The sequence below is a fragment of the Granulicoccus phenolivorans DSM 17626 = NBRC 107789 = JCM 15570 genome, from assembly GCF_000423085.1.
In the GTDB taxonomy this organism is placed as follows: domain Bacteria; phylum Actinomycetota; class Actinomycetes; order Propionibacteriales; family Propionibacteriaceae; genus Granulicoccus; species Granulicoccus phenolivorans.
In genome coordinates, this window is the sequence record NZ_AUHH01000059.1 from 1 (window position 1) to 24,984 (window position 24,984).

Below are 24,984 nucleotides of genomic sequence, written 5' to 3' on the forward strand. Positions count from 1 at the left end.
CGTCCCGCGGGTCCGAATCCGGCCCGCGGCCCCTGCAGGACCCGCGCGACCGAACCCAACCCGCGCACCCGAACCCAACCCGCAAACCCGAATCGGAAGGTCGCAGTCCGCAGGCCTCCGCGACCGTCCGCGGGCCCCGGCGGCAGTACGCGGGCCCCCGGCTGCGCGAGGGTGCTGGTGCCGTCTCGCCGCCCCTGCTCGGCAGGTCCATCGCGGGGTCCGTGGCGGTACGCGGGCCCCCCGACTGTGCGCGGGTGCTCGTGCCGTCTCGCGGGTCCGAATACGGCCCGCGGCCCCTGCAGGACCCGCGCAACCGAACCCAACCCGCGCACCCGAACCCAACCCGCAAACCCGAATCGGGCGGTTCAGTCCGCGGGCCTCCCCGACCGTGCGCGGGCCCCGGAGGCGGTACGCGGGTCCTCCCGGCGGCACGCAGATCGCAGTGGGGGCCTCCGCGCAGCTGCGCGCGGGCACGATCCGTACTCGGTGCCCGCGCCGGGAATCGGTGTCGCGGGCACCGACCCCCTAGCATGAGCCGGTGTTCATCGGGTTCGGGACTGTTGTCAACGTGTTCGCCATCATCGCCGGGGCCGGGATCGGCATGCTGCTGGGTGAGCGGCTGCCGGTGCGTACCCGGGAAACGGTCACCGACGTGCTCGGCCTGGTCACCATGCTGATGGGCGCGCTGAGCGTGGTGGAGGTGACCAATCCGACCCTGAGTGGCTACGTCGGCGGCCAGGCCCCGGTGTTGATCGTGCTCGGCTCGTTGCTGATCGGCGGGATCGCCGGGTCGCTGTTCGACCTGGAGGCGCGGCTGGAGCAACTGGCCCGGTGGCTGCGGCGGGTGCTGGTGCAGCGCAACGGCGAGGTGACCCCCGACAATGTGCCGGACGCGGACGCGATGAGCCCGCGGGAGCGGTTCGTGGAAGGCTTCGTGTCCTCCTCGCTGCTGTTCCTGATCGGACCGATGGCCATCCTGGGATCACTGTCGGAAGGCCTGGGCCAGGGCCCGGACACACTCGTGGTGAAGGCCACGCTGGACGGATTCGCCGCGATCGCCTTCGCCTCCGGCCTCGGCGTGGGCGTGATGTTCGCCTCGCTCGGGGTGGCGCTGTACCAGGGCCTGCTGACCCTGATCGGGTTCCTGTTCGGTGGTGTCCTGGCCGAACCGCACGTCCTCGGACTGACCGCCACCGGCGGCCTGATGCTGGTCGCACTGGGGATCCGGCTGCTGGAGATCAAACCGATCCCGCTGGGCAACCTGCTCCCGGCGCTGATCGTGGCGCCCGTGCTGGTCGAAGTGGTGCACCGCTTCGCCTGACCGGCCCGCGCCCAGCCCCGCTCAGCCCGGCCCCGCTCAGCCCGGCCCCGCTCAGCCCGGCCCCGCTCAGCCGTGGCCCCGCTCAGCCGCAGCCCCGCTCAGCCCAGCCCCGCTCAGCCCGCGGCCCGGCTCAGAACGTGTCGCCTTTGCTCAGGACGCGTCCCCGGCGCTGGCCGGGCTCCCACCGCTGGGACTCGGGGCGGAGCCGGCGGCCGGGGCCTCCTCGACGCGGTTCCGGCGCCGCCCGGGCAACTCGGGATCCCGGCTGACCGAGGCGCACAGCATCACCATCATCGAGGCGAACAGCGGCCAGGCCAGCAGGGCCGATTCCGCTCGCAGAGTCAGCTCGATCGGCAATGTCGCCCCCGGCTGGGCCTGGGCCAACCGGTCGGCGAAGTTGCCCGGCCCGATCAGCCAGCCGAACTGCCAGGCGGTCAGCGCCATCAGCAGGCTGCCGAACACCGCGAGCAACACACAGACCCACCCGAAGCGGCTGAACCATTTCCAGATCCAGAACCCGTACGCCAGGCTCAGCACCGCCCCGATCACCACGAAGTACGCATCCCCGGCGATGTAGTTGGCCAGGCCGCGTTCGGTCGTGGTGGCCGCTCCGTCGGCGTTGACGGTGTACATCGTCAACGGGACGGTGAGCGCCCACACGACGCCGCCGATCACCCCGGCCAGCACGGTGATCACGCCGCAGACCGACAGCCACAGCGCCGGTCGCCGCATCCGCCGGCGGGGTACCGGCGGCAGATCCCGGATCACCGGGAGGGACCCGGTGGTGACCGAATCTCCCTCCCGCTGGATCGACGGCTCCTGCGGGTCGGCGTGCTGCTGTTTGGCGCGCTCCGCCCCGCGTTCAGCCATGTTTCACCCGCTCAGACATGAGGCCCCCAACAGTGCCTTGAGATCCGCCATCAACGGCGGGCTGGGGGTTACCCGAAGGGCCTGATCCAGCCGCCACAGCGTACTGCGGGAATCCGCCTCCAGCCGCAGCCGGACCTCGGTCACCCCGGGGTGGGCCTGCAACACGTGCCGCAGTTCCTGCACCAACGGCGGCGTACAGCGGGTGGCGGGCAAGGTGATCACCACCGGGGCCGCCGGCCCCTCGGTGATGTTGGGCAGGGTGACCTCCTGGCCGATCATTTCGACCGAGTCGTCCTTGGTGCGCACGTTCCCACGGATCCGGACGATGGTGTCGGTGGCCAGTACCGTCGCGCACAGCCCGTACACCTTCGGGAACAGCAGGACCTCCATCGAGGCGTCCAGATCCTCGATCGCCACGATCGCCCACGGGTCACCGTTCTTGGTCGTCTTGCGGGTCACCGCGGTGATCATCCCGCAGATCGCGACCGAGGTGTCCCGGGGCCCGTCGGGGGCCACCACCTTGCCGATGGCGACATCGCGCTCGCTCTCCAGAATGTGCTCCAGGCCGTGCAGCGGATGATCGGAGACGTAGAGCCCCAACATCTCGCGTTCGAAGGCGAGCTTGGTCCGCTTGTCCCAGTCCTCGATCTCCGGCACGCTCTGCTGGCCGAGGGCCGGACCGGTGTCCTCCTCGGTCTCGAAGGCAGCCCACAGGCCCTCCTGCCCGTGCGCCTGGTTCCGCTTCACATCGGTGACCTGGTCGATCGCGTCCTCGAAGATCTCCATCAGCGAGCGCCGGCTGTGCCCCATCGCATCGAAGGCCCCGGCCTTGATCAGCGACTCGACCAGCCGCTTGTTGCACGCGGCCAGCGGCGCCTTGTCCAGGAAGTCGTAGAAGTCGGTGGCCGGGCCCTTCTCGTTGCGCTCGGCCACCATCTGCTTGACCACGTTGGTGCCGACGTTGCGCACCGCGGACAGCCCGAACCGGATGTCCTTGCCGACCGGGGTCATCAACAGGTCGGAGGAGTTCACGTCCGGCGGGAGCACCTTGATCCCCATGTGGCGGCACTCGTTCAGGTAGTGCGCCATCTTGTCCTTGTCGTCGCGCACCGAGGTGAGCAGCGCGGCCATGTATTCCACCGGGTAGTTGGCCTTCAGGTACGCCGTCCAGTACGACACCAGCCCGTACGCCGCGGCATGGGACTTGTTGAAGCCGTAGTTCGAGAACGGCACCAGGGTGTCCCACAGCGCCATGATCGCTTCTTTGGAGTACCCGTTGGCGAGCATGCCGCCCTCGAAGTTGACGAACTGGGCGTCGAGGACTTCCTTCTTCTTCTTGCCCATCGCCCGGCGCAACAGGTCGGCGTTGCCGAGGGTATAGCCGGCCAGCTTCTGCGCGATCGCCATCACCTGCTCCTGGTAGACCAGCAGACCGTAGGTCTCCCCCAGCAGGTCGTCGAGGGCCTCGGCGAGTTCGGGGTGGATGTGCTCGATCGCCTGCTCGCCGTTCTTGCGCAGGGCGTAGTTGGTGTGGGTATTGGTGCCCATCGGACCCGGCCGGTAGAGAGCGCCGAGCGCGGTGATGTCGGCGAACCGGTCGGGCTGCATCAACCGGCACAACTGCTGATAGCCGCTGGAGTCGAACTGGAACACCCCGGTGGTGTCCCCGCGGGACAACAACTCGTAGGTCGCGGTGTCGGTGGGGTCCTTGGCGAGCTCGTCGAGGTCGATCTCGATGCCCTGGTTGAGTTTCACGTTCTCCAGCGCGTCACCCAGGATGGTCAGGTTGCGCAGACCGAGGAAGTCCATCTTGACCAGGCCCAACGTTTCACACGTCGGATAGTCGAACTGGGTGATGATCGCCCCGTCGGCCTCGCGCTTCATCACCGGGATGACGTCCTGCAGCGGGACCGAACTCATGATCACGCCGGCGGCGTGGACGCCCCACTGGCGCTTCAGGCCCTCGATTCCGATCCCGGTGTCGACGACCTCCTTGACCTCGGGATCCTCGTGGTACAGCTGGCGGAACTCCCCGCCCTCGTTGTAGCGGGCGTGATCCTCGTTGAACAGGTCCTTCAGTGGGACGTCCTTGCCCATCACCGCCGGCGGCATCGCCTTGGTGATCCGCTCCCCGACCGCGAACGGCTTGCCGAGCAGCCGGGCGGAGTCCTTGACCGCCTGCTTGGCCTTGATCGTGCCGTAGGTGACGATCTGGCTGACCCGGTCGTCGCCGTACTTGTCGGTGACGTACTTGATCACCTCGGCGCGGCGGCGGTCATCGAAGTCGACGTCGAAGTCGGGCATCGACTTGCGCTCGGGATTCAGGAAGCGCTCGAAGATCAGGCCGTGCGGGTGCGGGTCGAGGTCGGTGATCCGCATCGCGTACGCACACATCGAGCCGGCGCCGGAGCCACGGCCCGGACCCACCGAGATCCCTACGCCCTTGGCCCACTTGATGTAGTCGGCCACGACCAGGAAGTAGCCGGCGTAGCCCTTGCCGATGATCACTTCGCACTCGTAGTCGGCCTGCTTGGTGGCGTAATCGGGAACCCCTTCGGGGAAGCGTTCGTGCAGGCCGCGGTTGACTTCCTTGACGAACCAGGATTCCTCGTTCTCCCCCGGCGGGCAGGGGAACTGCGGCATGTACCGGCCCTCGCCCTCGGTGAAGGAGATCTCGCAGCGCTCGGCGATGTCGAGGGTGCTGTCGCAGGCCTCGGGCAACTCGGCGAACAGGGCCCGCATCTCCTGCGGCGACTTCAGGTAGTACCCGTTGCCGTTGAAGCGGAACCGATTCGGATCGTCCTTGTGCGAGCCGGCCGAGACACACAGCAGGTTGTCGTGGGCGTCGGCGTCCTCGGCGTGCACGTAGTGCAGGTCATTGGTGGCCACCAGGGGGAGATTGAGATCCTTGGCCAGCCGGAGCAGACCCCGGCGTACCGAGGTCTCCAGGCTCAGCCCGTGATCCATCAGCTCGACATAGAAGTTGCCCTTGCCGAAGATGTCGCGGAACTCCGCGGCCGAGGCGACCGCCTGGTCGTACTGGCCCAGCCGCAGGTAGGTCTGCACCTCACCCGACGGGCAGCCGGTGGTGGCCAGCAGCCCCTTGCCGTACTGCTGGAGCAGCTCCCGGTCGGCGCGCGGCTTGTAGAAGAACCCCTCGATCGAGGACAGCGAGGACAACCGGAAGAGGTTGTGCATGCCGGCGGTGTTCTCCGCCCACATCGTCATGTGGGTGTACGCGCCCGAGGCGGACACGTCGTCACCGGTGCCGTCGCCGAAGCGGACCCGCTTGCGCTCGGAACGATGGGTCTTCGGCGTCAGGTACGCCTCCAGGCCGATGATCGGCTTGACCCCACGCTTGCCGGCGGCCTTGTAGAACTCGTAGGCACCGAACAGGTTGCCGTGGTCGGTCATCGCCAACGCCGGCATCCCCATCTCTTCGCACCCGGCGAAGAGATCCCCGATCCGCGCGGCACCGTCCAGCATCGAATATTCGGTGTGGTTGTGCAGGTGGACGAAGGAATTCTGCGCCATCTGTGCCTCGCCTCCGGTGGTGAATTAGAGCCCTGTTGGGTCGGACCGGGCCAGCCTAACGCGGCCCTGTGACACTTCCGTACGGCTCGCGCGGCGCTGAGAGTCCGCCGACCCGGACTAGCATCGGGCCCATGGACAACCGACCGCCCCGACCGCCGGGTTCCTCGGACGGACCCGCGAATATCGAGTGGGATCCGTTCGGCACCCTGGGGATCCCGGTTCAGCCCGGCGCGAACGATCCGACCGCGCCGCTGCCGGCGAGCCCGCCGCCGACACCCCCACCCGGATCGAACCAGCCCGGAGCGAACCAGCCCGGATCGAACCAGCCCGGATCGAACCAGCCCGGATCGAACCAGCCCGGAGCGAACCCACCCGGAGCGAATCCGCCCGATACCCGCAGTGGCTGGCCGAGCTGGGGGAATCAGCCCCGCCCCGCGCCGGCCGGTCCGCCGCCGGTCGAGGCTCCGGGACCGGCCCCGCGGCCGGGTGCCGGTGCTCCGGGACCGGCGCCGCGGCCGGGTGCCGGTGCTCCGGGACCGGCGCCGCGGCCGGGTGCCGACCGCCCGAACTCGGGGTACCTGCCGCCGAATCCGGGCTACCTGCCGCCCGATCAGCGGGAGTCCGCGCCGTCGGCCGCACCGCCCGGCTTCGCCCCCGGCCCGGGGATGGCGGGCCGTTCCGGCCCGTCCGGACCGAATCAGCCCGGCCCCGGCGGCCCCGGCGGCCCCGGTGGCCCTGCCGGCCCCGGTGGTTTCGGGGGACCCGGTTTCGGTGCCCCCGGCGCACCCGGCGGACCCGGTCAGCCGGGCGGCCCCGCCGGGCGCGGCCGACGCAATCGCCTGCTGCCGGCGGTCCTGGCGCTGGGTCTGGTCGCCGCCATTGCGGTCGGCGTCCTGGTGGCCATGCTGGTGGCGCAGCCGCAGCAGTCCGCGACGAATCAGCGGACCGCGCAGCCGGCGCCGCCGACGGTGCTGCCGAGCCCGACCGGGCAGTCGCACACCCCCACGCCGCCTCCGCAGCCGAGCCCCTCGGCAAGTGCGCCGCCGACGCCGAGCGAGCTGTCCTCCCCCGGTGGGCAGACCGCCGTCCCGAGTACGCCGGGCGGCGACACGCCGCAGCCTTCCGCGCCGCCGACACCGGTGACCGCGAGCTTCCCCGCCGGGGCCGGTGAGTGCACCGCCGGCGGTCCGGTGGGCGGGATCAGCCGGTCCGCGGCAGGCAATGCCCAGACCAGTTGCCCGTTCGCGGAGTCGGTACGCCAGGCGTACGGCCAACAGGGCGGGCGCTCGGGCACCGTGACGATCCAGGCCCATTCCCCCGTCACCCGGGTGACCTACTCCATGCAGTGCACCAACAACAACAATCTGGTGACCTGCACCGGCGGCAACAATGCGGTGGTGTATCTGTTGTGAGCGGATGTGATCGTCGCAGAGGGCTGTCGTGAAACCGATCGTGGGCGTGGTCCCGTTGCTCCTGCTCACCGGCTGTGCCGCCCCCACGCTGTTTCCGGAGTCCCGGTCGGCTGCCTCGACCGCCGCCGATGCCACGGCCGCACCCGCGACAGCGGCGGGGCCGGGGGCGTCGGCGGGGACGCCCTCGCCGACGCCGCTCCCCTCGGCCGGCGGGTCGCCCTCCGCCGGGTCGACGGCGGACGGGTTCGCCCGGGCGTACGAGGAGTTCGCGGCCACACTGCCGGCCGACACCGGGATCGCGGTCACCGCGGTGGGTACCGGGGACCCGGTGCAGCAGGCCGGGAGCCGGCGTACCGGGGTGGCCTGGTCCACGATCAAGGTGCCCCTGGCGATCGCGGCGACCGGCCGGGGGGCCGACGACTCGATCCGGGCCGCCATCGTCGACTCCGACAACTCCGCCGCCGACGACCTGTGGCGCAGTCTCGGCACCCCGGAGACCGCCGCGGCCACGACCGCCCGGGTGATCGACGGGCTCGGCGGCGGCACGGTCCCGGTCCAGTCCCGGGTGACCCGGCCGGGGCTCAGCGCCTCCGGACAGACCGAGTGGTCGGTGGAGTCCCAGGCCCGGTTCACCGCCCACCTTCCCTGTACGCCGGCCGCCCGGCAGGTCTATGACTACATGGGCCACACCTCGGGCAGCCAGCAGTGGGGCATCGCGAACCTGCGGGGCGCCCATCTCAAGGGCGGCTGGGGGCCCGACCCCGACGGTCGCTACCTGGTCCGCCAGATCGGCACCTTCGACACCTCCCGCGGCAGTGTCGCGGTCGCCATCGCCGTGGCCCCGCACTCGGGTGCGTTCGCCGACGGCACCGCGGTACTGAGCCGGATCGGGGCCTGGCTGGCCGAACACCAGGAGCAATTGCCCGCCGGCCGCTGCGGCTGAGGCGTACGCGGCGGTACCGGTCGTCGGCGGCTCAGTTGATCGTGATCGACCGGGTCTGTCCGCCGGAGTCGAGCACCTCCAACTGCACCGGGGCGGTGCCCAGCCGGGGAGCGACCACCGCGGTGACCAGATGGTTCTGCGGACGGCCCGGGATCTCCCAGATCTCGGCCGGCACCCGCGACTGATCGGGAGCGATCACGTCCACCCGCTGGTAGGCCGTCGGCAGCGAGATGACCAGTACGGTGCCCTGCTCGACCTGGTGGCGATAGCCCACCGCTCCCGGACCCCAGGGGCGGCACGTCTCGCCCTGCTCGGCATTGGCGACACACCACTGTTGCTCGTCCCAGGTCAGGGTGTGCCCGGGGGCCAGCTCCTGGCCGCGTCCGATCGACCGGCTCGGGACCGGACTGCGGCGCCCGGAGGCGGCCGCCGGCGGCCCCGCGGATGCCTGCCGGTCGGTCGGCGACCCCGCCTCGGCCGGGCTCGGGGCCGGCCGTTCCGGGGCGGCGGCGCTGGTGACCCGGCCGGGGTCCCGGCCCACCCCGACCCCGACCCCGACCGCGCCGGCGATCACCAGCACCCCGCAGACCGCGCCGGCGATCTGCAGCCGGCGTCGGGACCGGCGGCGTCGTCCCCGGGCGATCAGCGGTTCGGGCGCCAGCGGGTCGGTCGCGGCCTGGGTGCCCAGCGCGCGACGCAGGAACTCCTCGTCCTCGGGGCTCATCGGGTCCTGGCTCTTCGGGTCCTGGCTCATCGGCCCTCCTTCAGCTCCGCGATCTCGCCGGCCGAGCGCAGCCGGGCCAGGGCCCGGTTGCAGGCACTCTTCACCGTGCCCACCGCGATTCCGAGCTCGGCGGCGGTGTCGGCCTCGGAGAGGTCCTCCAGGAACCGCAGCGCGACCACCTCGCGTTCCCGCGGGGTGAGCCCCTGCAGCGCCCGGGCCACGACGTCGCGGGTAGCCACCCGTCCGGTCCGGTCGGCGGTCACCGGCTCCGGGTAGCCGGCCCCCGGCCCCACCTCGCCCGGCGTGGTCGGGACCGCTCGTTCCCGCCACGGTTTGCGGCGCATCCAGTCGGTGTGCAGATTCACCAGCATCCGCCGCACGTAGCGGTGCGGATCATCGGCTCGGCGCACTCTGCCCCACTTCAGGTAGGCCTTCTCCAGGGTCTGCTGGGTCAGGTCCTCGGCCTGGTGCGCGTCCTGGCACAGTGCCCGGGCAATACTCAGCAGCCGGGCGGAGGACCCCCGGACGAACCGGGCGTACTCCTCGTCGGTCTGTGCGCGTCCCATGACCACACACCCAATCACGCACCGGGCCCGGGCAGAAGTTCCGTCGGATCACGAATTCCTCTCAACCGATCCCCCGCCCCGGGGAACCGACCGTGCCGCCCGGCGGAAGAACCTCCTCGGCCGGGCTGCCGGCGACACCCTAGGGTGAGCCCATGGACTCATTACCAGTTGCACTCGTCACCGGCGGAAGCCGCGGAATCGGTCGCGCCATCTGCACCGAACTGGGCCGCACCCACCACGTGCTGGTCGGGGGCACCCGCGCCGACACCGTGGCCGAGGTCGTCGCCACGCTGCCCTCGGCCGAACCCTTCGTCGCCGACCTCGCCGATGCCGACGCGGTGGCCACCGCCGCGGCCGGCCTGCAGCGCCTGGATGTGCTGGTGCACAGCGCCGGCCTCGGCGGCACCGGCACCGAGGGCCTCAGCACCCGGGAACTGTGGCGTCAGGTGCTGGAGGTGAACCTGATCGCCCCGGTCGATCTCACTGAGCAGGTGACCCCGTTGCTGCGGGCCAGCAAGGGGATCGTGATCGCGATCAATTCGGGGATGGGCCTGTACGTGCGCAACAGCGCCGGGCTGTACCCGGCGTCCAAGTTCGCGCTGCGGGCCTGGACCGATTCGCTGCGGTACGCCCTCAAGCCCGATGTCCGGGTGACCTCGATCTACCCCGGCCGGGTCGACACCGACATGCAGCGGGAGCTGGTCGCCGCGCAGGGCGGGGAGTACCGGGCCGAGACCTATGTGGCGCCGGAATCGATCGCGGCGATGGTCCGGGTGGCGGTGGACACCGATCCCCGGGCCTCGCTGGAGGATCTGCTGATCCGGCCGCAGGCGACCAGCCGATTCTGATCCGGCGGCCGGCGCCCCGGTTTCGGGGAGCGAACGCGAACCGGCCCCGCCACGGGGCGGGGCCGGTTCAGGGCAAGCGGGTGCGTACAGTGCTCCCGAGCGAACGGTGCTACCGGGCGAGCGGTGCTGCGGGGGCGCCGCTCACGCCATCAGCGGCCGATCGGTCGGCTCGATCGGACGCGGCAGCTTCGATTCCCCGGTGAGGTACTTGTCCACCCCGGCGGCGCACGAGCGTCCCTCGGCGATCGCCCACACGATCAGCGACTGACCGCGACCGGCGTCGCCGCAGACGAACACGCCCGGCTCGGAGGTCTCGAAGTCGCCGTTGCGGGCAATGTTGCCCCGGGGGTCCAGCTCCAGCCCGAACTGCTCGACCAGGCCCTCGCGCTGCGGACCGGTGAAGCCCATCGCCAACAGCACCAGTTGGGCCGGAATGTGCTTCTCCGAGCCCTCGACCGGGTTGAACTTGCCGTCGCTGAACGCGACCTCGACCAGATCCAGCCCGGCCACCCGGCCGTGGGTGTCCCCGGTGAAGCGGGTGGTCGACAGGGCGTACAGCCGATCGCCGAACTCCTCCTGGGCCGAGGCGACCCGGAAGATGGCCGGGTAGGTCGGCCACGGCTGGTTGTCCGGACGCTCCTCGGTGGGCCGCGGCATGATCTCCAGCTGGGTGACCGAACGGGCCCCCTGCCGGGTCGCGGTGCCGAGGCAGTCGGCGCCGGTGTCGCCGCCACCGATGATGACCACGTCCTTGCCCTCGGCGGTGATCTGGAACTCCACCGCCTCGCCCAGGGCGGCCCGGTTGGCCTGCGGCAGGTATTCCATCGCCTGATGGATTCCGCGCAGTTCCCGGCCGGGCACCGGCAGATCGCGCCGGATGGTGGACCCGATCGCCAGGACGACCGCGTCGTAGCGCTCCCGCAGCTCGGCGGCGGTGATGTCGAAGCCGACGTTCACCCCGGAGCGGAAGATGGTGCCCTCGTGGCGCATCTGCCGCAGCCGGCGATCCAGGACCTTCTTCTCCATCTTGAACTCGGGGATGCCGTAGCGCATCAGGCCACCGGGGGCGTCGTCGCGCTCGTAGACCGCAACGGTGTGCCCCTCCCGGGTCAACTGCTGGGCGACCGCGAGCCCGGCCGGGCCGGACCCGATCACCGCAACGGTCTTGTTCGAATGCCACTCCGGCATCTGCGGCTTGATGATCCGGTTCTCCCAGCCCCGGTCGGCGATCGCGACCTCGACGTTCTTGATCGTCACCGGCGGCTGCGAGATGCCCAGCACACAGGCGGTCTCACACGGCGCCGGACACAGCCGCCCGGTGAACTCGGGGAAGTTGTTCGTGGCGTGCAGGCGATCCACCGCCGCCTGCCAGTCCTCCCGGTAGACCAGGTCGTTCCACTCCGGGATCAGATTCCCCAGCGGGCAGCCGGAGTGGCAGAACGGGATGCCACAGTCCATGCAGCGGCTCGCCTGGTCCTGGATGATCGGCAGCAGGGCCTTGCCCGGAGTGCCCGGGTAGACCTCCTGCCAGTCGTGGATCCGCTCACTGATCGGGCGCCGTACGGCGACCTTGCGGTCGTGCTTCAGAAATCCGCGGGGATCAGCCATGGCTCGCCTCCATCATCTTCATCGTGGTTTCGTTGTCGTCCAGGCCCCGGGCCTCGGCCTCGGCGCGGGCCCGCAGCGCGCGGGCGTAGTCCCGCGGCAGCACCTTGGTGATCCGCTCGGCCAGCACGGCCTCGCCCAGGTCCAGCAGGTCCTGGGCCGACTGCGATCCGGTTTCGGCGTGGTGCCGGCGCAGCAGGTCGGTGATCACCGCGATGTCCTCGGCCTCGAGTTCGACCGCGTCGACCAGTTCGGAGTTCAGGTTCCGCGGATCCAGCTCGCTGACGTAGGCCACCCCGCCGGACATGCCCGCGGCGAAGTTGCGGCCGGTACCGCCGATGACCAGGACCAGGCCGCCGGTCATGTACTCACAGCCGTGGTCGCCGACCCCCTCGACGACCGCGGTCGCCCCGGAGTTGCGGACGCAGAACCGCTCGCCGACCTGGCCGCGCAGGAAGATCTCCCCGGAGGTCGCGCCGTAGCCGATCACGTTGCCGGCAATGATCTGCTCGTGCGGCTCGAAGGCCGCGTCCGGTTCGGGCCGGACGATGATCCGGCCACCGGACAGGCCCTTGCCGAGGTAGTCGTTGGAGTCACCGATCAGCCGCAGGGTGACGCCCTTGGGCAGGAAGGCCCCGAAGGACTGGCCGCCGGTCCCGGTCAGGGTGAGGTCGATGGTGTCATCGGCGTACCCCTTGCCCCGGGTGGCCTTGGTCACCTCGTGGCCGAGGATGGTGCCCACGGTGCGGTCGGTGTTGCGTACGCGCACCTGCCCGGTCGCCTTCTCCCCCGACCGCAGCGCGGGCGCGGCCAGCGCGATCAGTTCCCGGCGATCCAGCGAGGCGTCCAACCCGTGGTCCTGGCCGGTCACATTGTGCAGCGCGGCCGGGTCGGCACCGGGGGTCGGGTTCGCGATCTCCATCGGCCGTGGCCGGTGCAGGATCGGCGCCAGGTCCAGCCCGTTGGCCTTCCAGTACCGCTCCGCGTCAGTGGTGACCAGCGCCTCGACGTGGCCGATCGCCTCTTCCAGGGACCGGAAGCCGAGCTCGGCCAGGTACTCCCGAACCTCCTCGGCGATGAACCGGAAGAAGTTGACCACATGGTCGGCCTGCCCGGTGAACCGCTCGCGCAGCACCGGGTTCTGGGTCGCGATCCCGACCGGGCAGGTGTCCAGGTGGCACACCCGCATCATCACGCAGCCGGAGACGACCAGCGGAGCGGTCGCGAAACCGTACTCCTCGGCGCCCAGCAGCGCGGCGATCACCACATCCCGGCCGGTCTTCAGCTGGCCGTCGGTCTGCACCACGATCCGGTCGCGCAGCCCGTTCATCACCAGCGTCTGCTGGGTCTCGGCCAGGCCGAGCTCCCAGGGGCCGCCGGCGTGCTTGAGCGAGGTCAGCGGCGCCGCGCCGGTGCCACCGTCATGGCCGGAGATCAGCACCACATCGGCCTTGGCCTTGGACACGCCCGCCGCGACCGTGCCGACGCCGACCTCGGCGACCAGCTTCACGTGCACCCGGGCCGCCGGGTTCGCGCACTTCAGGTCGTGGATCAGCTGCTTGAGATCCTCGATGGAATAGATGTCGTGGTGCGGGGGCGGCGAGATCAGGCCGACCCCCGGGGTCGAGTGCCGGGTCGAGGCCACCCACGGGTAGACCTTCTGACCGGGCAGCTGGCCACCCTCCCCGGGCTTGGCGCCCTGGGCCATCTTGATCTGGATGTCGTCGGCGTTGGTCAGGTACTCCGAGGTCACCCCGAAGCGGCCCGAGGCCACCTGCTTGATCGCCGAGCGGCGGGACGGGTCGTACAGCCGGTCGGCGTCCTCGCCGCCCTCCCCGGTGTTCGACTTCGCCCCGAGCCGGTTCATCGCGATCGCCAGGGTCTCGTGCGCCTCCTTCGAGATGGAGCCGTACGACATGGCGCCGGTGGAGAACCGCTTCACGATCTCGGCGACCGGCTCGACCTCCTCCAGCGGGATCGATTCGCGATCCTGATCGAACCGCAACAGCCCGCGCAGCGTCATCAGCGCCCGGGACTGGTCGTCGACCGCCCGGGTGTACCGCTTGAAGATGTCGTAGCGCCCGGTCCGGGTGGAGTGCTGCAGCCGGAAGACGGTTTCGGGGTTGAACAGGTGCAGCTCACCCTCCCGGCGCCACTGGTACTCCCCGCCGGTGTCCAGCTCGCGGTGGGCCAGCGGAATCCCGTCGGCGGGGTAGGCGGTGAGGTGGCGCTGGCGTACCTCCTCGGCGATCTCCTCCAGGCCGATCCCGCCCAGCTTGGACGCGGTCCCGACGAAGTACTGGTCGACCAGGTCCTGGCTCAGGCCGAGGCACTCGAAGATCTGCGCGCCGGTGTAGGAGGACTTGGTGGACACGCCCATCTTCGACATGACCTTGAGGACGCCCTTGCCCAGCGCCTTCTTCACGTTGCGCACCGCGACATCGGCGTCGACGCGGACGTAGACCTCCTCGCGAGCCAGATCCTCCACCGACTCGAAGACCAGGTACGGGTTAACCGCGGTCGCCCCGAACCCGATCAGGGTGGCGACATGGTGCACCTCGCGGACGTCACCGGCCTCGACGATCAGGCCGATCTGGGACCGGTTGCGCTCCCGGACCAAGTGGTGGTGCACCGCGGAGGTGAGCAGCAGCGACGGGATCGGGGCGTACTCGGCGTTGGAGTGCCGGTCGGACAGGATCAGCGTACGCGCCCCCTGCCGGATCGCCTTCGAGGCGTCCTTGCACAGCTTCTCCAGCGCGTAGCGCAGGCCGGCGCCGCCGTCCTCGACCCGGTACAGGCCGCGGATCACATGCGGCTGGAACTCCGGCAACTGCCCGTTACGGTTCATCGCGACCAGCTTGGCCAGTTCGTCGTTGTCCAGCACCGGGAACGCGATCCGGATCTGCCGGCAGGACGCGGGACCGGGCTCCAGCAGGTTCTCCTCCGGGCCGATGGTGCCGGCCAGCGAGGTGACCATCTCCTCCCGGATCGCGTCCAGCGGCGGGTTGGTCACCTGCGCGAACATCTGGGTGAAGTAGTCGAAGAAGGGCCGGGAGCGCTCACTGATCGCGGCCACCGGGGTGTCCGACCCCATCGAACCGATCGGCTCGGCACCGGTGTTCGCCATCGGGGTGATGATCGTACGCAGGTCCTCCTCGGTGTACCCGAAGACCTGCTGGCGCCGGGTGACCGAGGCGTGCCCGTGCACGGTGTGCTCACGCTCGGGCAGTTCCTCCAGATCGATCAGGCCCTCAGCCAGCCACTGCCCGTACGGGTGCGCGGCGGCCAACTCGTCCTTGATCTCCTGGTTGGGGATCAGCCGGTGTTCGGCGGTGTCGACCAGGAACATGTGCCCCGGCTGCAGGCGGCCCTTGTAGGTCACCTCCGAGCTCTCGATGCCGGGCAGGACGCCGGCCTCGGAGGCGAGCACGACCAGGCCGTCCTTGGTGACCCAGACGCGGCCCGGGCGCAGGCCGTTGCGGTCCAGCACCGCGCCGATCTGGGTGCCGTCGGTGAACGCGACACAGGCCGGCCCGTCCCAGGGCTCCATCAGGCAGGAGTGGAAGTTGTAGAAGTCGCGCCAGGCCTGCGGCATGTCGCGGTTGTTCTCCCAGGCCTCCGGGATCATCATCAGGATCGAGTGCGGCAGCGAACGCCCGCCCAGGTGCAGCAGCTCGACGACCTCGTCGAAGGAGGCGGAGTCGGAGTGGCCGGGCGTACAGATCGGGAACAGCCGGGCCAGGTCGCCGGGGATCAGCTCGGAGGACAGCAGTTCCTCCCGGGCCCGCATCCAGTTGCGGTTGCCCTTGACGGTGTTGATCTCGCCGTTGTGCGCGATCATCCGGAACGGCTGGGCCAGTTCCCAGGACGGGAAGGTGTTGGTCGAGAACCGGGAGTGGACCAGGGCCAGGGCGGACTTCATCCGCTCGTCGTGCAGTTCGGGGAAGACCTCTTCGAGCTGGTCGGTGGTCAGCATGCCCTTGTACACCAGGGTCCGCGCCGACAGCGACGGGAAGTAGACCCCCTCGCGTTCGGCCAACCGGCGCAGGCAGTACGCCATCCGCTCCAGGATCAGGCCGGTCTCGCCCTGCTGCCCGGCGACGAACAGCTGGCTCATCACCGGCATCGCGCCCTGCGAGATCGGGCTCAGCGACTCCGTCGGGGTGACCAGATCGCGCCAGCCGAGCACCCGCAGGCCCTCGGCGTCGGCGATCTTGGCCAGCCGGGTGCGGGCGTCCTGGGCATCGTCGGCCGGCAGGAAGGCGCAGCCCACGGCGTACCCGCCCACCGGGGGCAGGTCGAACTCGGTGGTGGTACGCAGGAACTCGTCGGGCACCTGGAGCAGGATGCCCGCCCCGTCACCGGCCGCGGTGTCGGCACCGGTGGCGCCGCGGTGGTCCAGATTGCGCAGTGCTTCCAGGCCCTGCTCGACGATGGTATGTGTCGGGATCCCGGACAGGTGGGCCACGAAGGCGACACCGCAGGCATCGTGCTCGTACGCCGGGTCGTACAGTCCCTGCTGCGGGACTCGCAAGCCACCGCTCATCGTGCGCTCAAAAGCCTGATTGGCCATACGCTCCACTCCATCTCACTTGTCCACCGAGGCACCCACAGGGGATCCCGGAACAGCCCTGCCCCGGCGGCGGGTCTATGGTCCACCGCACGCTCCGGGCAGGTCAATCAGCGACTACTGACCCGGATCAACTCCGAGGCAGGAGAAACCTACATACCCGAGGGCCTGCGGTAAACCCGGCGACCGCCGGTGATCATGACGAAATCTTCTTCCGGCCGGTCAGCCCACGGTTGCATCGTGACCGTGCCGCCGGTACCACGTGCGGTAATAGTAGACAGCAACCGCCGCAGCACACAGACAGGCGAACGCGATCGCCGTCATCGGGAGTAGTTTGCCCCGATCTTCGTCCAGAAGCACGGCAAATCCAACGCTGTAACTCCACCGCAACATGACTGCCGTCAGCCAGTAACCTTGCCGCAACGGCCGCTGCACCACCGCGATCACGATCGACAGACAGACCTGGGACACCACGAAGGCGGCCAGGAACAGCAGTCCCAGGACCGGGGCGGCGAGCACTTTGAGGGCCCCCACCTTGGTCATCGGCCATTGCCACAGCGCGGCCACCAGCCCGGTCAGTACCGCGGAGACCAGCAGCGGATAGCGGGTGCGCAGCGTCGGCTGCAGAAAGCTGCGCCAGCCGAGTTCCTCCAGCGCGACGGTGGCGAACAGCCCGACCACGATCGCGACCATCACCCAGCCGGCCCCGGGCTTGCCGAACGGCGGAATGTCGAATTGGCTCAGCACCAGCGGATCCACGTTCAGCCGGCGGAACTGGTACATCTCCATGGTCAGGAAGACGATGCCCACCCCGACGAAGAAGAGCAGGATCGAGCGGCGGACGATCCGGACATCCAGCCCGAAGCCGGGCCGCCAGACCCCGGCCGGCGCCCACCGGCGCGCCTTCATCGTCAGGTACGCCGCCAGCGCCGGGCCGACCGCGGCCAGGTTGAACACCCGGGTCGGGAACCCGGACAGTTCCTGGATCGCGTCGCAGATCGCGGAGATCACCAGGGTGAGGGCCAGGAACACCACCAGGGTCCGGGTGAGGTCGCGTCCGGGCAGCCACCGCCGCCGGGCCGATCCGGCCGCCCCGGCGGGGTCGGTGCCGTCGGTCCCGGTCGGCGCGAAGGCCGAGGACCCCGAGTCCGGCGCGGAGGTCACTGTCCCCCGCGTACGCCGGCGGCCAGGTCCTCGACCAGCGCCCGGAGGTCGGTCAGGTCCTGCGGAGTCCCCGCTTCCTCGGCGGCGAGCAGCGTCCGGACCAGGGCGGAGCCGACGATGACCCCGTCGGCGAAGGCGCCGATCTCGGCGGCCTGGGCCCCGTTGGAGACCCCGAGGCCGATCCCGACCGCGACGTCGCGCTGGGCGCGGATCCGGGCGACCAGTTCCGGGGCCGCCGAGGAGGTTTCGGCTCGGGCACCGGTGACCCCCATCACCGAGGTGGCGTACAGCCAGCCCCGGCAGGCGTCGACGGTCGAGCCGATCCGCTGATCGGTGGAGGACGGGGAGACCAGGAAGATCCGGTCCAGGTCGTGCTTGTCCGAGGCGGCGAACCAGTCCTCGGCCTCGTCCGGGGTCAGGTCGGGGGTGATCAGGCCCGCCCCACCGGCGGCGGCGAGGTCGGCGGCGAAGCGCTCGACCCCGTACTGCTCCACCAGGTTCCAGTAGGTCATCACGACCGCGGGGGTCCCGGTTTCCCCGATCGCCTCGAGGGCGCCGAACAGGTCCCGGGTCCGGGTGCCGCGCGCCAGGGCGCGGGTGCCCGAGCGCTGCACGGTCGGGCCGTCCATCACCGGATCGGAGTAGGGCAGCCCGATCTCGATCAGGTCGCAACCGGTGGCCAGGGTCCGGAAGGCGTCCAGCGAGGTCGCCACGTCGGGGTAGCCCAGGGTCAGGTAGCCGATCAGCGCGGCCCGGTCCTGCTCGGCGGCGGCCCGGAAGGCCTGACCGGAGTGGCCCAGGTCGAAGGATCCGAATCGGTCGGTGCGCGCGGTCATCGGTCGCCTCCCATCGATGCGTTCACCGAGCCGTCCAGACCGAACCAGGAGATCGCGGTCTCCACGTCCTTGTCACCGCGTCCGGACAGGCTGACCAGGATCAGCGGGCGGGCGTCCGGATCGGTCTCGGCGATCCGTTTGCCCAGCCGCAGCGCGCCGGCCAGGCCGTGGGCGGACTCGATCGCGGGCAGGATCCCCTCGGTCCGGGTGAGCAGGGCCAGCGCGTCCATCGCCTCGGTGTCGGTGACCGATTCGTAGTGGGCGCGGCCGGTGTCGGCCAGCCAGGCGTGTTCGGGACCGACCCCGGGATAGTCCAGGCCGGCCGAGATCGAGTGCGATTCCTTGGTCTGGCCGTCCTCGTCCTGGAGCACGAAGGTCCGGGTGCCGTGCAGGACGCCGACCGAGCCCGCCCCGATCGGTGCGGCATGCCGCCCGGTCTCGACGCCCTCGCCCCCGGCCTCGAAGCCGTACAACTGGACGTTGCCGTCACTGAGGAAGTCGGCGAAGATGCCCATCGCGTTCGAGCCGCCGCCCACACAGGCCGCGACGTAGTCGGGCAGTTGGCCGTAGCGTTGCTGCACCTGGCTGCGGGCCTCGATCGACATGATCCGCTGGAAGTCGCGCACCAGCATCGGGAACGGGTGCGGCCCGGAGACGGTGCCGATCACGTAGTGGGTGTGATCGACGCTGGCGACCCAGTCCCGCAGCGCCTCGTTCATCGCGTCCTTGAGGGTCTTGGAGCCGGACTCGATCGCGATCACCTCCGCGCCCAGCAACTGCATCCGGGCCACGTTCAGGGCCTGCCGGTCGGTGTCGACCTTGCCCATGTAGACCCGGCACTCCATCCCGAACAGGGCGGCGACGGTCGCGGTGGCGACCCCGTGCTGGCCCGCGCCGGTCTCGGCGATCAGTCGGGTCTTGCCCATCCGGCGGGCGAGCAGGACCTGCCCCAGCACGTTGTTCACCTTGTGCGAGCCGGTGTGGTTGAGATCCTCCCGCTTCAGCACGATGCGCGCGTTTCCGGCATGTTCGGCGAACCGCTTCACCTCGGTGATCGGGCTGGGCCGCCCGACGTAGTTGGCCAGCAGGTCGTTCAGCTCGGCATGGAAGGCCGGGTCGGTCCGCGCCTCGGCGTACGCCTGCTCCAGTTGGTTCAGCGCGGCGTACAGGGCCTCGGGGACGAACTTGCCCCCGAAGCGGTCGAAGTGGCCGCGCGCATCGGGCATCTGCTCGGACACGGAGATCCTTTCTGTGATGAACCGGGAATCCCCGGCGCAACGGGCGGGGTTCGCGTGGGTGGGCCGGTCTCAGCGGCCCGCGGCACGGAAGGCGGCGACGGTCTCGGCGGGCGTCCCCCCGGTGACCAGGGCCTCGCCCACCAGCACCACGTCGGCTCCGGCGGCGGCGAAGGCCGCGACATCGGCGGTATCCCGGACGCCGGATTCGGCGACCTTGATCCGGTCGGCCGGAATGAGTTCGGCCAGCCGGGCGAAGGTCGCGTTGTCGACCGCCAGGGTCTTCAGATTGCGGTTGTTGACCCCGATCAGCCGGGCCCCGGTGGCCACCGCCCGTTCGGTCTCCTCGGGCGTGTGCACCTCCACCAGCGGGGTCAGTCCCAGCCCGGTGCAGACCTCGATCAGGTCGAGCAGTTGGGCCTGGGACAGCGCGGCCACGATCAGCAGTGCCAGGTCCGCACCGTGGGCGCGGGCCTCGAACAGCTGATAGTCGGTGACCACGAAGTCCTTGCGCAGCACCGGAATCTGCACCCGGGCGCGGACGGCGTCCAGGTCGGCGAGCGAGCCGTGGAAGCGGCGCTGTTCGGTGAGCACCGAGATCGCGTGCGCTCCCCCGCTCTGGTACGCCGCCGCCAGTTCGGCCGGGTCGGCGATCTCGGCGAGGTGCCCCTTGGACGGGCTGGACCGCTTCACCTCCGCGATCACCGAGATGCCCGGGGCCGCGAAGTCGGGCAGCGGGTCCAGCGCCGGCGGCAGGTCAGCGATCAGCCGCGCCAGGTCGGCCCGGGAGACGACGGCCTGCCGGCTGGCGAGATCCTCCCGGACCCCGGCGATGATGTCGTCCAGAACGGTGGCTTCGGGTGCCACCGCCGCTCAGTCCTGACCCTTGCCGGCCAGGTTGAGAGCACCGCCGACGATCGGGGCAGCCACCACGAGGATCGCACCGATGATCGTCAGGACCATGTTCGGCATCGGGGTGGGCGAGCCGTTGAACGCGGTGAAGCCGTTCTGCCCGAAGGTGAAGGCGACGAACAGAATCACGAACCCGGCCAGGGCCATCATGCTGGCCGTCCAGGCGGCGGTGGTCCGCCCGTGGTGAACGTGCTTCGTGCGATTTTGGTGTCGCATGGCTTCCTTCCGGGAGTTGGTGGTGCTCATTCTCGCCCATCCGGCTCGGGGCTGCCACTCGATTCGCCGTTCTCGGTCGGATCGAATCCGGCGTCCAGCGCCTTCCAGATGGCCTGGGGGACGTCCTCGGCGGTCACCTCGGCGCTGGCGGCCTGGGTGCGGGCGTACCGATCCACCGGGACGGGCCAGTGGCCGGCCCGCACGACCTGCACGACGCAGAGCGCGGCGGCGAGCGCGGCAGCCACGGCGAAGCCGAGGTGCCACCCGGTGGCCGTGCTCCCGGTCGCGCCGGGGTTGACCAGACCGAGCGCCACCCCGCCGAGGGCGACCAGGGTCATCGCCACCCCGAGAATCCGCTGGCCGAGCGTACGCAGGGTCAGCGACAGCAGCCAGCCGGCCAGTAGCGCCCCGGCCAGCACCTGAGCGCCGGTCTGCCCGGAGGTACCCGCGCCGGACCCGTCGGCGCGTACGCCCGCCTGCACCCACGGCTGGAAGGCACACAGCAGCGCCGCCCCGGCGGTGATCGGCAGGCCGATCCGGACGAGGGTGCGGGTACGGGTCTCGGTCACCGGCGCTCGGCCCCCTCGGCACCGGGGGTCGCTCCGGCGCCGGTGAACGGGGTCAGTCCGGCGGCCGCGGAGATCGCGCGCAGCGCCGCGGCGGCCTTGTTCTGCGCCTCTTCGTCCTCGGTCTGCGGGACCGAGTCCGCGACGATCCCGGCGCCGGCCTGAACATAGGCCCGGCCGTCCTTGAGCAGCGCGGTCCGGATTGCGATCGCGACGTCGGAGTCGCCGGCGAAGTCGAACCAGCCGACCACGCCGCCGTAGGTGCCGCGGCGGGTCTGCTCGAGCCGGTCGATGATCTCCATCGCGCGCACCTTGGGGGCGCCGGAGAGTGTGCCGGCCGGGAAACACGCCAGGGTGGCCGACAGTGCGGTCTGGCCCTCGGCCAGGACGCCGGTGACCGCGGCCTCCAGGTGCATGACGTGGGAGTAGCGGCCGACCTTCATGAACTCCTCGACCGCGACGGTGCCCGGCCGGCAGACCCGGCCGAGATCGTTGCGGCCCAGGTCGACCAGCATCACGTGCTCGGCGCGTTCCTTCTCATCGGCCAGCAGGTCGGCCTCCAGGGCGGCGTCCTCGGCCGGGGTGGCGCCACGCGGGCGGGTGCCGGCGATCGGGTAGGTCCGCACCCGGCCCTGCTTGACCGCCACCAGGGATTCCGGGGAGGAGCCGACGATCTCGAAGCCGTCCATCCGCAGCAGGTACATGTAGGGGCTCGGGTTGAGCAGCCGCAGCCGGCGATAGACGTCGAAGGCGTCGACCTCGGTCTCGATCTCGAAGCGCTGGGAGGGCACCACCTGGAAGATCTCCCCGGCCCGGATCTCCTCGATCGCCTCGCGCACCATCTGGTGGAATTCCGCGCTGCTGCGCTGGCGGATCACCGGTCGCGCGGCGGCGCCGGAGTCGATCCGGGTCAGCGCCTCCCGCGGTGCGGCCAACCGCGCCGCCATCGCCCGCACCCGGGCGACCGCGTCGGCGTACGCCCGGTCGGCGTGCTCGGGGCTGTTGTCCTGATTGATCGCATTGGCGATCAGCCAGACCTCGCCGGTCTGGTGGTCGAAAATGGCCAGGTCGGCCACCAGCATCATGCCGATCTCGGGCAGGTGCAGGTCATCGACGGTGGTGTCGGGCAGCTTCTCCAGCCAGCGCACGATGTCATAGCCGAGGTAGCCGACCATCCCCGAGGTCATCGGCGGGAAGCCCGCCGGATGCGGGGTGCGCAGGGCCTCGATGGTGGCGCCGAGCACCTCCAGCGGATTGCCCCCGGACCCGTCCGCGGCCGGCAGCCCGACCGGAACCTGACCCCGCCAGACCGCCTGGCCGTCGGCCACGGTCAGAGTGGCCGCGGCGCGGACCCCGACGAAGGAGTAGCGGGAGGTGATCCCCTGTTCCACCGACTCGAACAGGAAGGTGCCCGGGCGCTGCTCGGCGAGTTGGTGGTACAGGCTGACCGGGGTCTCGGTGTCGGCGTACAGCCGGGCCGCGACCGGGATCACCCGCTGGGTCCGGGCCGACTCCAGGAAGCCGGCGAGGTCGGGCTCGATGCGCAACCCGGGCGGACCGGGCACCTCGGACCCGGCCTCCGGCGCGGCAGACGCTTGCTCACTCACCCCGGGGAGTCTAGTGGTCTACCCTGAGGGACGTGAGTTTTGCCAAGTCCGAACGCGCGGCGCTGTGTGACCTGCTGGATGAGGTCGGGCCGCAGGCCCCGACCCTGTGTGCGGGGTGGACCGCCCATGACATGGCCGCCCACCTGTGGACCCGGGAGACCGACCCGTTGGCCGCCCCCGGAATCGTCGTGAAGCCGCTGGCCGGGTTGACCGAGCGCCGGCTGGCCGAGGCCAAGGCCCGCTGGCCGTACGCCGAACTGGTCGACAAGGTGCGGCACGGACCCGCCCCGGCGTCGGTGTTCTCCTTCCCGGGGGTGGACCTCGAGGCGAACACCGTGGAGTACTTCGTCCATCACGAGGACGTCCGCCGCGCCCAGCCGGACTGGGGCGTACGCCAACTGCCCGACTCGGTGGAGGACTGGCTGTGGCGCCGGTTGAAGCTGATGGCTCGGGTGATGTTCCGCGGCGTCGGCACCGGCCTGGTGCTGGAGCGGGCGGTGCAGGTCCCCGGGGACACCCCCGAAACGATCCGGGCGCTGCCCGGCAACGAGATCGTCACCCTGATCGGGACGCCCTCGGAGCTGCTGCTGTTCGCCTACGGCCGCGGCACGCACGCCGTGGTCGAGATGGTCGGCCCCGACGACGCGGTCGCCAAGGTGCGGGCGGCCCGGCTGGCGGTGTAGCCGGCACCCGGTCGGTGCTCACTCCGCACGGGTGAGCACCCCCGTCACCGCGCGCGCGGCGGCGCTCGGATCGGTCCCGAGGCCGGCCGGGACCACCCCCTGGAGCCACAGCGTCGCGAAGCCGTGCACCAGGGACCATGCGGCGACCCGGGTGGCTTCCTCGTCCCCGCCGTACGCCCGGCTCCACTCGGCCACCGCCGCGCGCAGGGTTTCCATCGCGCGCGCCTGGGCGGCCTGCAGCGCGGGGTCGTCGCGGTGCAGCAATTCCGGCCGGAACATCACCTCGAAGCGAGCCCGCTCGGCCAGCGCGAACGACACGTACGCCACCCCGGCCTCCTGCAGATCGTGTACCGGGCTCACCGCCTCGACGGCATCGGCCAGTCGGGCGTACCCCTCGGTGGCCAGGGCGGTCATCAGCCCCGCCAGGTCACCGAAGTGATGCGCCGGCGCGGCATGGGAAACCCCGACCCGCCGGGCCAGATTGCGCAGCGACACCGCCGCCGGACCCGACTCCTCGATGACGTCGGCGGCGGCGTCCAGCAGGGTCTGACGCAGGTCTCCGTGATGGTACGGACGTTCGTTCATGGGCTCAGTATGGCAGAGATCTAGCCATTGCCAAGATGCGTCTGGGGACTTAATCTAGACATTGGCTAGATCATCTGGTCACCGTCAAGATTCGGCCCCGTCGGGGTCGACCGTCACGATTCAACGGAGCATCGCCATGGAACCCCTCATCACTCTCACCGTGGTCACCCTCGCCCTGCGGGGCGCCGGAGCCGCGGGCGTACGCCGGTTGCGCCACTTCCCCACTGCCCTGCGCGGCGGCCTCGCCGCGATGTTCGTGCTCACCGGTGTGGTGCACTTCGTCGGCAAGCGCGACGAACTGATCGCGATGGTCCCCGATTTCGTCCCGGATCCGGGACTGGCGGTGACGCTCAGCGGCATTGCCGAGCTCGCCGGCGCGGTCGGCCTGCTCATCCCTGGGCTGGCTCTGCCGGCCGCGGCCGGCCTCAGTCTGCTGCTGATCGGCGTCTTCCCGGCCAACGTGAACCTGGCCCTGTCGGGGCAGGATTTGCCGTTGCATCAGCAGTTGCCGTGGCGGACCCTGATGCAACTGGTCTTCCTGGCCGCCACCGGCACCGTGGTGGTCGACCGCTGGCGGGCCCTCGTGTCGCGTCGAGCAGCAGCCCGAAGGACCGAATCGCGAGAAGCAGTGAAGACTCCGGTCGCGGGGTGAGTTCGGCTCCGCGGGCTGGGTTCGGGTGCGCGGGCTGGGTTCGGGTGCGCGGGCTGAGTTCGGTCACGCGGCCCCTGCAGGGCCCGCGCACCACATCCGGGCCCGCGACCCGGCACGAGCACCCGCGGACAGCCA

20 protein-coding genes are annotated in these 24,984 nt (G+C 70.7%); 6 read left to right on the forward strand and 14 right to left on the reverse strand.

Going from position 1 to position 24,984, the window contains the following annotated elements:
* Positions 1 to 538 precede the first annotated feature (538 nt).
* On the forward strand, positions 539 to 1,321 hold the full coding sequence (locus tag G531_RS0116465) for a DUF554 domain-containing protein (protein ID WP_026928066.1): 783 nt from the start codon (positions 539 to 541) through the stop codon (positions 1,319 to 1,321).
* A gap of 150 nt (positions 1,322 to 1,471) precedes the next feature.
* On the opposite strand, the gene G531_RS24875 is transcribed toward G531_RS0116465, so the two are convergent.
* Positions 1,472 to 2,191 carry a hypothetical protein gene (locus tag G531_RS24875; protein ID WP_051215633.1) on the reverse strand — a complete coding sequence of 240 codons (720 nt, stop codon included), beginning with the start codon at positions 2,189 to 2,191 and terminating at the stop codon, positions 1,472 to 1,474.
* 3 nt (positions 2,192 to 2,194) lie between these two features.
* Positions 2,195 to 5,725, reverse strand: coding sequence for a DNA polymerase III subunit alpha (dnaE, locus tag G531_RS0116475; RefSeq protein WP_026928067.1), 3,531 nt, complete (start codon positions 5,723 to 5,725; stop codon positions 2,195 to 2,197).
* Between the two features lie 131 nt (positions 5,726 to 5,856).
* On the opposite strand from dnaE, the gene G531_RS26520 reads away from it, so the two are divergent.
* Positions 5,857 to 7,137 carry a hypothetical protein gene (locus G531_RS26520; protein WP_026928068.1) on the forward strand — a complete coding sequence of 427 codons (1,281 nt, stop codon included), beginning with the start codon at positions 5,857 to 5,859 and terminating at the stop codon, positions 7,135 to 7,137.
* Positions 7,138 to 7,165: 28 nt separating this feature from the next.
* Positions 7,166 to 8,080, forward strand: coding sequence for a serine hydrolase (locus G531_RS23470; protein WP_051215634.1), 915 nt, complete (start codon positions 7,166 to 7,168; stop codon positions 8,078 to 8,080).
* Between the two features lie 31 nt (positions 8,081 to 8,111).
* Here the strand turns inward: G531_RS23470 and G531_RS0116490 are convergent, their stop codons facing one another.
* Together G531_RS0116490 and G531_RS0116495 are read right to left on the reverse strand one after the other, a co-directional pair.
* Positions 8,112 to 8,834 carry a hypothetical protein gene (locus G531_RS0116490; RefSeq protein ID WP_026928069.1) on the reverse strand — a complete coding sequence of 241 codons (723 nt, stop codon included), beginning with the start codon at positions 8,832 to 8,834 and terminating at the stop codon, positions 8,112 to 8,114.
* Positions 8,831 to 9,370, reverse strand: a complete 540-nt coding sequence (locus G531_RS0116495) for a SigE family RNA polymerase sigma factor (RefSeq protein ID WP_035759472.1) — start codon at positions 9,368 to 9,370, stop codon at positions 8,831 to 8,833. The genes G531_RS0116490 and G531_RS0116495 overlap by 4 nt, the downstream gene beginning before the upstream one ends.
* Before the next feature lie 152 nt (positions 9,371 to 9,522).
* On the opposite strand from G531_RS0116495, the gene G531_RS0116500 reads away from it, so the two are divergent.
* Positions 9,523 to 10,218, forward strand: a complete 696-nt coding sequence (locus G531_RS0116500) for an SDR family oxidoreductase (RefSeq protein WP_026928071.1) — start codon at positions 9,523 to 9,525, stop codon at positions 10,216 to 10,218.
* 141 nt (positions 10,219 to 10,359) lie between these two features.
* Here G531_RS0116500 and G531_RS0116505 read toward each other — a convergent pair whose 3' ends face one another.
* From G531_RS0116505 to G531_RS23480, 9 genes are all read right to left on the reverse strand, one after another.
* The gene (locus G531_RS0116505; protein ID WP_026928072.1) at positions 10,360 to 11,826 is read right to left on the reverse strand and encodes a glutamate synthase subunit beta; all 1,467 of its coding nucleotides are present in this window, start codon (positions 11,824 to 11,826) and stop codon (positions 10,360 to 10,362) included.
* Positions 11,819 to 16,369, reverse strand: coding sequence for a glutamate synthase large subunit (gene gltB / locus G531_RS0116510; protein WP_026928073.1), 4,551 nt, complete (start codon positions 16,367 to 16,369; stop codon positions 11,819 to 11,821). The genes G531_RS0116505 and gltB overlap by 8 nt, the downstream gene beginning before the upstream one ends.
* Positions 16,370 to 16,615: 246 nt before the next feature.
* Entirely contained in the window at positions 16,616 to 17,557 is a 942-nt protein-coding gene (locus G531_RS0116515) for a CPBP family intramembrane glutamic endopeptidase (protein WP_026928074.1), read from the reverse strand.
* Complete coding sequence (trpA, locus tag G531_RS0116520) at positions 17,554 to 18,393, reverse strand: tryptophan synthase subunit alpha (RefSeq protein ID WP_051215636.1); 840 nt, start codon at positions 18,391 to 18,393, stop codon at positions 17,554 to 17,556. The genes G531_RS0116515 and trpA overlap by 4 nt, the downstream gene beginning before the upstream one ends.
* Positions 18,390 to 19,619 carry a tryptophan synthase subunit beta gene (trpB, locus tag G531_RS0116525; RefSeq protein WP_035759474.1) on the reverse strand — a complete coding sequence of 410 codons (1,230 nt, stop codon included), beginning with the start codon at positions 19,617 to 19,619 and terminating at the stop codon, positions 18,390 to 18,392. The genes trpA and trpB overlap by 4 nt, the downstream gene beginning before the upstream one ends.
* Before the next feature lie 81 nt (positions 19,620 to 19,700).
* Positions 19,701 to 20,495 (reverse strand): indole-3-glycerol phosphate synthase TrpC, encoded by a 795-nt coding sequence (gene trpC / locus G531_RS0116530; protein WP_026928077.1) that lies wholly within the window; start codon positions 20,493 to 20,495, stop codon positions 19,701 to 19,703.
* 6 nt (positions 20,496 to 20,501) lie between these two features.
* The gene (locus G531_RS0116535; protein ID WP_145978698.1) at positions 20,502 to 20,756 is read right to left on the reverse strand and encodes a hypothetical protein; all 255 of its coding nucleotides are present in this window, start codon (positions 20,754 to 20,756) and stop codon (positions 20,502 to 20,504) included.
* Between the two features lie 26 nt (positions 20,757 to 20,782).
* The gene (locus G531_RS24885; protein WP_026928079.1) at positions 20,783 to 21,325 is read right to left on the reverse strand and encodes a Trp biosynthesis-associated membrane protein; all 543 of its coding nucleotides are present in this window, start codon (positions 21,323 to 21,325) and stop codon (positions 20,783 to 20,785) included.
* Entirely contained in the window at positions 21,322 to 22,929 is a 1,608-nt protein-coding gene (locus tag G531_RS23480; RefSeq protein ID WP_428829753.1) for an anthranilate synthase component I, read from the reverse strand. The genes G531_RS24885 and G531_RS23480 overlap by 4 nt, the downstream gene beginning before the upstream one ends.
* Positions 22,930 to 22,961: 32 nt before the next feature.
* On the opposite strand from G531_RS23480, the gene G531_RS0116550 reads away from it, so the two are divergent.
* Complete coding sequence (locus G531_RS0116550) at positions 22,962 to 23,612, forward strand: TIGR03085 family metal-binding protein (protein ID WP_026928080.1); 651 nt, start codon at positions 22,962 to 22,964, stop codon at positions 23,610 to 23,612.
* Positions 23,613 to 23,630: 18 nt separating this feature from the next.
* On the opposite strand, the gene G531_RS0116555 is transcribed toward G531_RS0116550, so the two are convergent.
* The gene (locus G531_RS0116555; protein WP_026928081.1) at positions 23,631 to 24,197 is read right to left on the reverse strand and encodes a TetR/AcrR family transcriptional regulator; all 567 of its coding nucleotides are present in this window, start codon (positions 24,195 to 24,197) and stop codon (positions 23,631 to 23,633) included.
* Between the two features lie 136 nt (positions 24,198 to 24,333).
* Here G531_RS0116555 and G531_RS23485 point away from each other — a divergent pair, with 136 nt between their 5' ends.
* Positions 24,334 to 24,849, forward strand: coding sequence for a DoxX family protein (locus G531_RS23485; RefSeq protein WP_051215638.1), 516 nt, complete (start codon positions 24,334 to 24,336; stop codon positions 24,847 to 24,849).
* The last annotated feature ends 135 nt before the right edge of the window (positions 24,850 to 24,984 follow it).